Below are 9881 nucleotides of genomic sequence, written 5' to 3' on the forward strand. Positions count from 1 at the left end.
GCAAAATAAGGTGCAATGATCCAGTAGTGTCCTACGAAACAACCGGTATCTGAGATCCCACCCGGGTGTTCCCGCTCGTATGCGAGTCCGGGACACGGCTTTCCCTGGGGTATCGCAATGACTGCCCTCCCTTTCAAAGGGGGAGGAGTGGAGCGGGAGGAAGGTCGTCAGGGCCCAGCGGCAAGTCGGAGCCCCCTGTGCGTCGAGCGAGCGAAATCACTGAGCGTCCGCGTCTGTCGCATCAACAGCAATGAACATTCCGCGAAGCGGTATGCGAGGAGCGGGCCAGATCAGGTGCTGACGCCGGAGCGGCGCGACGAGCCAGGGGCGTCTTCGTCCCAACAATCAACCGAAGAGAAACAGCGAGGTGATGTGAAGCGAGCCGGAGGAGAGTGAGCGCCGGGAAATGAAACGAGGACGAACAAGCATGACCGAGCGTCTGCCGCATAGTTGTTTAGGAAGGTCGCTGCTCGTCTCGCAAGCTCGCATCGAAACATATAACAGAGATGGTGTGTCAACGGTTGATGGGAAAATCTCAACGAATTAAAATTTTGGTTAACAACAGGAGATGCATCAGCACCGAGGATAGTGTCTTTTGCATATAGGGATAATCATTGAGTGACATGAAGATCTCCGGTTTGAATGCAGGCCCCTTCATAAACACACCGCCGGCAGTTATGGAGAGTGTTCATCCGACAACGCCGCATCTTCATCCTGCCTGCGCTGATACGAAGATAATCCTCCACCATCCAGACCGATGTACCGGATGCAGGCAGTGTATGACCGCATGTTCTTTTAAGAATTTCAATACCTACAACTACGATCTGTCTCTTTGCAGGGTGATCCGGGGCCCCGATAACGAATTCGTGAGGATACACTGCCATCACTGCTCCGATCCGATGTGCCTTGCGGCCTGTCCTGTTGGCGCTATATCCAAGGACCCGCAGACCGGGATTGTAACTATTGATAAGATGCGGTGTATCGGGTGCAGGTCGTGTACCTGGGCATGCCCGATATCCGTGCCCCAGATGCAGCGGGGCCTGAAGGCGATGACCAAGTGCGATCTCTGCGGAGGGGATCCGAGCTGCATCAAGGTCTGTTCCGCCAGGGCGATAGAGCTGGTATCCAGGGAGGAAAATCGCTGATTTCATGAGGTGAGAGGAATGAGCGACATATTTCCCTGGCGGCGCCCGGTTAAAGTCCCGATTCCCACAACTGTGAAGGCGCAGTTGATCAGGCATTTCTCGATAGGCCTTCTCTATCCCATCAATGAGGAGATCATGGAGTACCGACGCAAATCGGGACTTGAGCCGGTTCCGCCCACAGCCCACCGGTACCCGGAGGCTGTAGAGGACGTTCAAACCCTGATCAAAGCCATGAAGGTTGACAAGAAGATCGGACTCGACCTCGATACCATGGAGTACCAGTGTTAAATGGCTGACATCCCGAATTCGTCAAAAGATAATGCCATCGCTGTAAAATCCCGGTACTCGTTCTTCCTGGGCTGCGTGATGCCGGTCAAGATGCCGTGGGGCGAATCTGCCATCATGCACACCCTGCCGGAACTCGGGGTCGACCTTGAGTATCTCAAAAAGGGGACCTGCTGCCCGCGGGCCGGAGTCTGGAAATCCGTGGACGAACGGGTCTGGCTCACGCTGGCATCGTATAACCTGCTCCAGGCGGAAGGTGACGGGCGCGACGTGTTGGTCTCATGCAACGGCTGCTATGTCACCCTGTACGAGGCAAACCAGCTCCTCAAAGAGAACCCGGAGAAGTTAAAACAGGTAAACGAGTACCTGGCAGAGGCCCACAGTCACTACAATGCCTCCATCAGGGTCAGGCACCTCCTTGAGGTCCTGTATGAGGAGGTGGGTCTCGACCGCATCAGGAGAGAATCGCGGAAGGTCCCCATACGGGTGGCCATTCACCCGGGCTGCCACATGCGGATATTCGACGACGGGCGGCTTGTCAGGTATTTTTCCGAATTGACCGGAATTCTCGTTGATGAGGTCGTTCCCTATGAAGAGGAGCAGATGTGCTGCGGACTGCAGGCAAATCTTGCAGACCGTCATTTTGCGACCTATGAGCGCGCAAAAAAGAAGTTTGATGCAATCAAAGCCCTCAACGTGGATGCCCTCGTGATCGTCTGTTCCGGCTGCTACGACCAGTTTGAACGGGCGCTCCAGATCTTAAAAAAAGAGATCGGGTATGAGTTCGGAATCCCGATCATCCACCTGGCAGAACTCCTTGCCCTCTCCCGTGGGATCGATCCCGGTGACTTCGGGATGCGGTACCTGAGGACGGCACCGGTCGACGCAATCATCGCAAAGTGGGAGAGTGACCGGAGATGAAGCCCTATTTCGCAGTCTCGATGATCATTCTGGTGATCAGTGTTGTCGGGGCGATATTCCTGCCCGAGCTGAACGGTTCACCCATGCTGCTTTTCCTGTTTGCAGAGCTTGGCTCGCTGGTATCGTTCTATATTTTTTTCTCGGTGATCATCCCGACACTTATCCCAGAGTACAGGAACGTCGATGAGAACTTCAATTGCGGGGCAAGCGAGCTCTACCTTACCAGGGACGAGATATACACACCTGAATCGCCGTTCGGGAGCGTGGACGATGAGTGAGAAAAAGCCCTCGCTTGAGGTCACCGAGATCCCGGCGGATAAGATCAGCGCCGAGGTCTCATCTCTCCTGAACCGGGGGGCACGGATGTTGTACGCCTCCGGGGTCGATATGGGAGTCCCCGGGATCAGGATAGACTATTATTTCACGTTCGATGATGAAATTCCCGGCCGGAACCTGGCACTCCGGACGTTTGTAAACCGGAAAAAACCGGTCATCGAGTCCGTGACGCCGATCACGACCCAGGCGGACTGGGCGGAGAGGGAGATGATCGAGTTTCTGGGGGTAGAGGTAAAAAACCATCCTGATCCCCGGCATCTCTGGCTGCCCCTCAACTGGGAGGACATGCATACCAGTACCCGCCAGCAGCAGGACCCCCGGAGCGAGAGAATCGATACCGGCCCCACGGCTCACCCGCCTCACGATAACATCTTCACCAAGCAGCTGTCCGTGGTTCCGTACGGGCCGTACCATCCTGCCTTGATCGAGAGCAATTACCTGAAGATGTCCGTTGAAGACGAGATCGTCAGGGATGCCGATCTCAAACTCGGGTTTAACCACCGGAGTATCATCAAGCTTATGGAGCGGCGCGATTACTACAAGGATCTCTTCCTGGCAGAGCGGATCTGCGGGTTCTGCAATGTCCATCACTCCCTGACCTTCGCCCAGGCTGTAGAAGAGATCGGAGGTATCGCGATTTCCAAAAAGGCCCGCTATGTCCGGACACTGCTCGGGGAGATGGAACGGATGAAGAGCCATATCCTTGCTATCGGTCTGATGGGCGATCTGGCCGGATTCCGGACCATGCTGATGCACGCGATCCGGATCCGCGAAGATATTCTCGACAGCCTGGAGGTCATGTCGGGCCAGCGGATCAGCCACGGCATCATCACCCTTGGGGGCATCAGGAACGATGTAACGCCGGTCCATACCGACGTCATTCTCTCAAAATTACAAGACCTCAAAAAATCGGTACCTGAATACTTTGACCAGTGCCTGGCAAACGATGTCTTCACCGGCAGGCTTCGTACAATCGGTGTTCTCACCCCGGATGCGGCCCGGGAGTCCGGTGCAGTCGGCCCGATCGCCCGGGGAAGCGGGCTGAACCTGGATATCAGGAAAAACCTGCCCTATGCGGCCTATGAGGATGTGGACTGGGATGTGGTTACTGAGAACGGAGGTGACTGTTTTGCACGGATGCAGGTACGGATGCGGGAGGTCCTTATGTCCCTGCATATCTGTGAGCAGTGCTGCGATGTGATACGATCATCCCCCTCAGAACCCGTCCCCCTGGTACATGAGCTGCCCTGCGGCGAGGGATTCTCAAGGACCGAACCCCCGAGGGGGGAGCTTCTCTACCATGTTGCTTCAAACGGCACAAACACCCCGGATTTCGTCCGCCTCAGGGTTCCCACCTTCCCGAATGTCAGGATAATGCTCAACCTGATTAAGGGCAGCACCATCGGCGACGTACCGGTGATCATCGGGAGTATCGATCCCTGTTTTTCCTGTACAGACCGTGTTACGACCCTAACCCCCCAAGAAACGGTGACACCGGGCAGCGAAGGATCATGACCGGGATATTCTGGATAAACCCTCTCATCGCGTTTTGTACGGGTATCCTCCTCTCGTTCCTGCTGCGGAAACTTACCGCCCGGATCCAGTCGCGCAGGGGTCCGCTGGTCAGCATTCCCCCGGCCTGGCGCGATATCGACCGGACAAAGATCTTCCAGCCGCTCTACGATATCCTCAAACTTTTCTCGAAAGATACATTTATTCCGGAGAAAGCAAGCCCGCTCTTTATTATCGGACCGGTCATGGCTCTTGTATGTGTTGCGCTCGCAACCCTTTTTGTACCCATAGCCGGGATCTCGTTTGATTATTCGTTTGGCCTGGTGGTCCTCGTCTACCTGCTGATGGGCGAGATCCTCTGTGTCATTGTCGGGGGAATCACGAGCGGGTCTCTGTTTGCCGTGATCGGGGGTGTCAGGGAGATCGAACTGATGCTCACCAATGAGATCCCCTTTATCCTTGGCACATTTGCCCTTGCCATCTCGTACGACTCTCTTTCCATCGAGGACATGATGGGGTTCAACCTTCTCCTCAACCCGTTTGCAGCAATCGTTGTCTTTCTCTCGATCCTCGTGAAACTGCATATAAAACCGTTTGACATCTCCGATGCGGAGTCCGAGATCGTGAGCGGCCTGACCACGGAATACAGCGGGAAACTGCTGGGGGTCCTCGAAGCCACCAGGCTGATGCTGATCTTTGTTCTGGTCGCACTGTTTGCCGATCTTTTCCTGTGGGTGCCTTCGTCCGGATTCATGGCCTGGGTGGTCTTTTTTGCCGGTGTGGGCGTCACTACCGCCATGATCGCGGTTGTCCACTCCCTGTTTGGAAGATTCAGGATCGATCAGGCAACCCGGTGGCTGCTCAGGGTGCCGCTGGCTCTCTCGGTGATTGCCGTAGTCTGGGCGGCGGCAGGGAGGTACGTACTGTGAAACTGTTCACGAAGGTGCGAGCCTTTGGCGGACTTGCCGCAAACCTGTTTCGTAAGCCGGTAACGGTCCGCGAATCGTTCGGCTTTATCGCATACCTGTCCCGGGGACTGCCGAGGCGCGATGCTCTCAGGTGCACGGGATGCGGCGCATGTAATGAGCGGTGCTCGAGCGGGGCGACGAGCGTCACGGATCACAAGGGCGTACGAACCGTGTCAATCGATAGTCTCAGGTGCCTTTACTGTGCACGGTGTGCGGATATCTGTCCCGAACAGGCGCTCGATCTCTTTTTTGGAACCGCCAGTCGCGAAGACGGTTTGACGGGAATTCCGTCGGCGGATGCCGTCGGTTCCGATCCGGGCAGACAGTGTTTGCATGATCACGAACTTGAGTTGTCTGCATCGGATCGGTATGCGCAAGCACTCAGTCTCTCCCATGAACGGGAGTCAAAGCAGATCACGGTTGATACCAGCCTGCCCCTCCAGCGATGCAGGGTCTGCGGCGCAGAGATGCCGGTCACCGAAAAATGCCTGCAGGTGACGGCGGACCGGATGCTTGCCCGTCTCAAACCTGAGACGGCCGTGATTGTCAGGAAGGATCTTGAGTTGTACCTGACCGCATGCATTTCCTGCCGGCAGAAGTTCAGTGTGAAATGGAATACCTACCCAAGGAAGTTCATATGAGTCTTTCAGGCACCTTTCTTAAAAAATCGCCGTGGGTGTACCATGCACACGCGGGAGGCTGCAACGGGTGCGACCTCGAAATAGTGGCCTGTTTTAGCCCGCGGTACGACCTTGAGCGTCTGGGCATAAAACTGGTCGCATCTCCCCGGTTTGCAGATATCCTGCTGGTTACCGGCCCGGTCCCTCTTCACACAAAGCCGTTTCTTGAACGGATCTACGCCCAGACGCCGGCACCCAAACGGGTCGTTGCCATGGGGGCCTGCGGCTGTTCGGGCGGGGTATTTGTCGATGACGAGAACTACTCCATTGCCGGGCCTGTCGAGAAGATCCTGCCGGTTGACGTGAGGATCCCGGGGTGCCCGCCAAAACCCGAGGCTATCGTTGACGGACTCCTCAAAGCGATGAGGATGTTCTGACCATGACGGGAAAATACACTCTCGCGGACAGGCGGGAATACCGTGTCTGCCGGTTCAAAGGGCTGTGCAGGCGGATGCGGGTGCTTCCATGACGATCATCCGTCACCTCCCCGGATTTTCCCGTCTCTAAGGAAGGATAGCGATGCAGGATTATTATGCCCTGGTTCCGGTTCTGCTTCCCGTTGCCGGAGGTCTTCTCGTCTACCTGGCGCGCGGTCGCTCCGAGAGGTTCCAGCGGAGTCTGATCGTATGCTTCATGGCGCTTCTCTTTGCGATGAACCTCGCGTATCTCATCGCATTGCAAGGCCGGATGATCAGCCCCGCAGCAGTCGGTGCGATAGTTCTTGATGCCCCCGGGGCATTCATCTCCTGTCTCGTGGCCTTCCTCGGAATGCTGGTGCTTGTTTATTCACTCATCTATCGCGAAAACAATCGCTTTGATGCGACGTTTTTCAGTCTCTACTTTGTCCTTGCCGGCACGATGTGCGGCATGGCCTGCACCTACAATGTCCTGGTCATGCTGGTGTTCCTTGAAGCAGCGACGGTCGCGAGTGCGGTGCTTATCCTCTTTGGGAGGACAAAAAGGGCGATAAGGGCCGCCTACATCTATCTTGCCATCAGTATCGTCGAGGTGATCCTGGTCATCTACGGTTCATTTATCCTGTACGGCAGTACCGGGACGCTGGACCTCAGGCTCATGGATATTTCCCGGCTCTCCGACGGAGATACGTTTCTGCTTGCCTTCCTCTTTCTCTTCGGGTTTGGAACAAAAGCAGGAGTTCTGCCGCTGGGCATCATCTGGCTTCCGTCCGCCCACTCCGACGCGCCGGCCCCGATCAGCGCCACCATGTCGGGCATCCTGATCAAAGCCAGCGTCATCGCGATGGTCAAGGCGATGTACCCGTTCTTCCTGATATCCGGGGCCTCCACGCTCGTGCTGGTCGTGGCCGGCCTCGGGGTGCTCAACATGTTCGCCGGCGTGATCATGGCCCTGCTCTCCGCGGATCTCAAGCGGCTGCTCGCGTACCACAGCATCAGCCAGATGGGCTACATCGTCATGGGCTTCGGCCTCGCGGTCCCCCTGGGGATCTACGGCGGGCTGTTCCACGTCATGAACCACATGCTGTTCAAGGGCTGCCTGTTCCTCATCGCGGGCGCGCTGATACTACGGGTGAACACGCGGCAGATCCACAAGATGGGCGGCCTGCTCACGAAGATGCCCGTCACGGCGATATGCTTCCTGGTGGCGTCGCTCGCCATGTCGGGCCTGCCGTTCCTGAACGGTTTCCTGAGCAAGGAGGCCATCTACGAGGGCTCGATACAGGCGGGCTTCCCTGTCCTGTTCACCATAGCGGGGCAGGGCTTCACCTTTTTCTCCATCTGCGGGTGGGCCACGAGCATCCTGACCTTTATTTGCCTCATACACGCGTTCATCGTGATCTTCCTCGGGAAGCCGAAGGGCGAGCTCGGGGGCGTGCAGGACCCACCGGTGTACATGATGCTCCCGATCGTGGTCATGGCCTTGCTCTGCGTCATCATCGGGCTGTTCCCGGGCCTGGTGTCAGGTACCCTCCAGTATATTGCACAAATCGTATTCCTGATGAAAGGAGGATGAAACAATCACGGACAATCTCCTCCCGGCAGATCTCAAAACGGTACTTTCCGCCAGGCTTGGCGGTGATCCCGGCCGGATCGTGTTTGTCGGGGTAGGCAACCGGATGTGGGGCGATGACGGCATCGGTTCTGTTCTTCTCGATTCTATCAAAGATCATGTGCGCCATGCCATCGATGCGGGTATTACGCCGGAAGAGTACACCGGGATTATCAAGCGTTTCGATCCATCTGTTATCGTCTTTCTCGATGCCGTGGATTGGGGAGCGGACCCGGGCCGGATAACGATCGTAGAGAGAGAAGAGGTATCTTGGGTCAGGATGGGGATTCATAAGATCTCGCTTGAGATCCTTATGGAATACCTCCAGGAAGAGACTGGTGCGGATGTCTTTATCATCGGGATCCAGCCTGCGGTTGTCGCGCAGTCATCAGGTCTTTCTCCCGAATCAAGCCAGGCTGTCCGGCATTGTGCCGGAGTTATTCTCTCTCTCCTGGACCGGGAGAATTTGTGACCGCAGTCGTAGATTCTGTCAGGTTACCGGGGAGGGCTCTGGTAAGTTGTTGTGGGATGGCAACGTATCTTCGAAGAAGAATTATTGGCTTTGTAGAAATCGTATTCGCGGTCTCCCGGTGAGTTCAGCGAAGTTATTATGAGAATGGGAACTCCTTGTTTATCCGACCAAAGACAAAACCAAGGAGCTCCTCTAATTGTTGTCATCTCAGTATATCTGATTAACCGAGGCCGCTCTGTCTGCCGTCAAGGCGTCCCACATTTCGCTCTATTCCTGCAACTACTCGAAGAAGACCTACCCCAACCTCCAGAAAGGATCGCCCAGTGGCGCTCTGGATACCTCGGTGGCCATCAGAGATCACCAGGTCCACCCGCTCCAGACCCCGGTCTTTGAGCTCACTAAAGAGATTTTCCCAGGTGCGTTCGTTCTCACAATCGGCGATCCTCGCTCCGAGGATCTCCCGCATCCCGTCGGTTCGGATCCCGGCGCTCCTCGTGATCGCCGGGGTATAGTACCGAACACTGTCTCTCACCGTGAAAGAGGACGCATCCACAAAGAGGTAGGGAATATGCGGTGCAATGGGCCGGGAGAAGAACTCTTGGACCCGGGTATCCAGTTCTTTCGTCAGCGTGGGATACATACGCGGGGGAGATTTGCTCGATGCCCGGATGCGAGAGCACCGGCTGGACTTTTCGCCTCCTGCTCCATCGCCTCGTTGAGAAACCAGGTGAGCAGGGTCTTCATGCCCTCATCGTTGCTGGTAAGAGAGTTATCGATAGGGTACCTTAGATACATTACCCTGTATCCTCCGTTCGCCAATAACTGTTGGATACAGGGGGTATTCTGATTTTACATCACCTGTGTACGTTACCGAAAAGACGAAGCCATCGTGTTGATGCGTTCCACGAATACGACCGATCAGAGGGATGATCCTTGACGGATGTTGAGGGAACCAAAACGGAAAACTGTGGTAGTGGACTATTTCACCTTATTTTGCTGATCCTGGTGTGTGGGGTTGCTCTCTTTCGCGAAAGATTGGGGGAGCAGTCAATAGTGGTCCGATTCCGAGTAACCACTATACTAACATCATTCCTGGGTTCCGGGGCCATACCCGGGCACAGATTCCTCATGGCTATCGCCACGCACTGTCCCCCCCCCAAAGGCGATACCTACCACGGTCCACTGTCCCGGGGTAAACCGGGGAAAAACCAGATCCAGCGCCCACCTCATCGGAGGTGGGGATGAGCATCACGTAGAGTCCGATCATTCGGGATCGATGCAATTATCTCCGCGGCTCTGCACCGAACAGTGCTCGCGTGAGGCGACGGTGTGTGAAATGTTAGATGCAACGGTCAGTAGTGCCCTACGAAACAACTGATAACCTGAGATCCCACCCGGGTGTTCCCGCTCGCATGCTAGTCCGGGATACGGCTTTCCATTGGGTGTCGCCACCTGGGGGAAGGTCCGGGAGGGGGACACCCCCTCCCGGTAGTGGAGGAAGTCATCCTAAAAGTTTCCAGCGGCTGACGATTCC

General features: G+C 56.0%; 11 protein-coding genes and 1 pseudogene. 11 read left to right on the forward strand and 1 reads right to left on the reverse strand.

Annotated elements, in window-relative coordinates:
• The first annotated feature begins 623 nt into the window (after window positions 1-623).
• The 11 genes and pseudogenes from BP737_RS13615 (at window position 624) to BP737_RS13660 (ending at window position 8347) form a co-directional block, all read left to right on the forward strand.
• Window positions 624-1145: a 4Fe-4S dicluster domain-containing protein gene (locus BP737_RS13615; RefSeq protein ID WP_292405774.1), complete on the forward strand. Its 522-nt coding sequence runs from the start codon at window positions 624-626 to the stop codon at window positions 1143-1145.
• Window positions 1146-1163: 18 nt separating this feature from the next.
• The gene (locus BP737_RS13620) at window positions 1164-1433 is read left to right on the forward strand and encodes a hypothetical protein (RefSeq protein ID WP_292405771.1); all 270 of its coding nucleotides are present in this window, start codon (window positions 1164-1166) and stop codon (window positions 1431-1433) included.
• Window positions 1434-2351: a CoB--CoM heterodisulfide reductase iron-sulfur subunit B family protein gene (locus BP737_RS13625; RefSeq protein ID WP_342686269.1), complete on the forward strand. Its 918-nt coding sequence runs from the start codon at window positions 1434-1436 to the stop codon at window positions 2349-2351. It begins immediately after the preceding gene.
• The gene (locus BP737_RS13630) at window positions 2348-2629 is read left to right on the forward strand and encodes a hypothetical protein (RefSeq protein ID WP_292405764.1); all 282 of its coding nucleotides are present in this window, start codon (window positions 2348-2350) and stop codon (window positions 2627-2629) included. Before BP737_RS13625 ends, BP737_RS13630 begins: the two co-directional genes overlap by 4 nt.
• Complete coding sequence (locus BP737_RS13635; protein ID WP_292405761.1) at window positions 2622-4202, forward strand: NADH-quinone oxidoreductase subunit C; 1581 nt, start codon at window positions 2622-2624, stop codon at window positions 4200-4202. Before BP737_RS13630 ends, BP737_RS13635 begins: the two co-directional genes overlap by 8 nt.
• On the forward strand, window positions 4199-5128 hold the full coding sequence (locus BP737_RS13640) for a respiratory chain complex I subunit 1 family protein (RefSeq protein ID WP_292405758.1): 930 nt from the start codon (window positions 4199-4201) through the stop codon (window positions 5126-5128). The genes BP737_RS13635 and BP737_RS13640 overlap by 4 nt, the downstream gene beginning before the upstream one ends.
• A gap of 14 nt (window positions 5129-5142) precedes the next feature.
• Window positions 5143-5391 (forward strand): annotated as a pseudogene (locus tag BP737_RS14830) (4Fe-4S dicluster domain-containing protein); the annotation flags it as partial.
• A gap of 105 nt (window positions 5392-5496) precedes the next feature.
• The gene (locus tag BP737_RS13645; RefSeq protein ID WP_292405754.1) at window positions 5497-5808 is read left to right on the forward strand and encodes a hypothetical protein; all 312 of its coding nucleotides are present in this window, start codon (window positions 5497-5499) and stop codon (window positions 5806-5808) included.
• Complete coding sequence (locus BP737_RS13650; RefSeq protein WP_292405751.1) at window positions 5805-6224, forward strand: NADH-quinone oxidoreductase subunit B family protein; 420 nt, start codon at window positions 5805-5807, stop codon at window positions 6222-6224. Before BP737_RS13645 ends, BP737_RS13650 begins: the two co-directional genes overlap by 4 nt.
• A 142-nt stretch (window positions 6225-6366) precedes the next feature.
• Entirely contained in the window at window positions 6367-7839 is a 1473-nt protein-coding gene (locus BP737_RS13655) for a complex I subunit 5 family protein (protein WP_292405748.1), read from the forward strand.
• Between the two features lie 79 nt (window positions 7840-7918).
• Window positions 7919-8347, forward strand: coding sequence for a hydrogenase maturation protease (locus tag BP737_RS13660; RefSeq protein WP_342686270.1), 429 nt, complete (start codon window positions 7919-7921; stop codon window positions 8345-8347).
• Between the two features lie 220 nt (window positions 8348-8567).
• On the opposite strand, the gene BP737_RS13665 is transcribed toward BP737_RS13660, so the two are convergent.
• Complete coding sequence (locus tag BP737_RS13665) at window positions 8568-8987, reverse strand: transposase (protein WP_292405742.1); 420 nt, start codon at window positions 8985-8987, stop codon at window positions 8568-8570.
• Window positions 8988-9881 lie beyond the last annotated feature (894 nt).

Source organism: Methanoculleus sp. UBA291 (genome assembly GCF_002499755.1).
Lineage (GTDB): Archaea > Halobacteriota > Methanomicrobia > Methanomicrobiales > Methanoculleaceae > Methanoculleus > Methanoculleus palmolei.

Bases quoted from the DNA above. Each gene is read 5' to 3' on its own strand.
- BP737_RS13615 (WP_292405774.1), top strand. From the start codon at position 624: ATGAAGATCTCCGGTTTGAATGCAGGCCCCTTCATAAACACACCGCCG.
- BP737_RS13620 (WP_292405771.1), top strand. From the start codon at position 1,164: ATGAGCGACATATTTCCCTGGCGGCGCCCGGTTAAAGTCCCGATTCCC.
- BP737_RS13625 (WP_342686269.1), top strand. From the start codon at position 1,434: ATGGCTGACATCCCGAATTCGTCAAAAGATAATGCCATCGCTGTAAAA.
- BP737_RS13630 (WP_292405764.1), top strand. From the start codon at position 2,348: ATGAAGCCCTATTTCGCAGTCTCGATGATCATTCTGGTGATCAGTGTT.
- BP737_RS13635 (WP_292405761.1), top strand. From the start codon at position 2,622: ATGAGTGAGAAAAAGCCCTCGCTTGAGGTCACCGAGATCCCGGCGGAT.
- BP737_RS13640 (WP_292405758.1), top strand. From the start codon at position 4,199: ATGACCGGGATATTCTGGATAAACCCTCTCATCGCGTTTTGTACGGGT.
- BP737_RS13650 (WP_292405751.1), top strand. From the start codon at position 5,805: ATGAGTCTTTCAGGCACCTTTCTTAAAAAATCGCCGTGGGTGTACCAT.
- BP737_RS13655 (WP_292405748.1), top strand. From the start codon at position 6,367: ATGCAGGATTATTATGCCCTGGTTCCGGTTCTGCTTCCCGTTGCCGGA.
- BP737_RS13665 (WP_292405742.1), bottom strand. From the start codon at position 8,987: ATGTATCCCACGCTGACGAAAGAACTGGATACCCGGGTCCAAGAGTTC.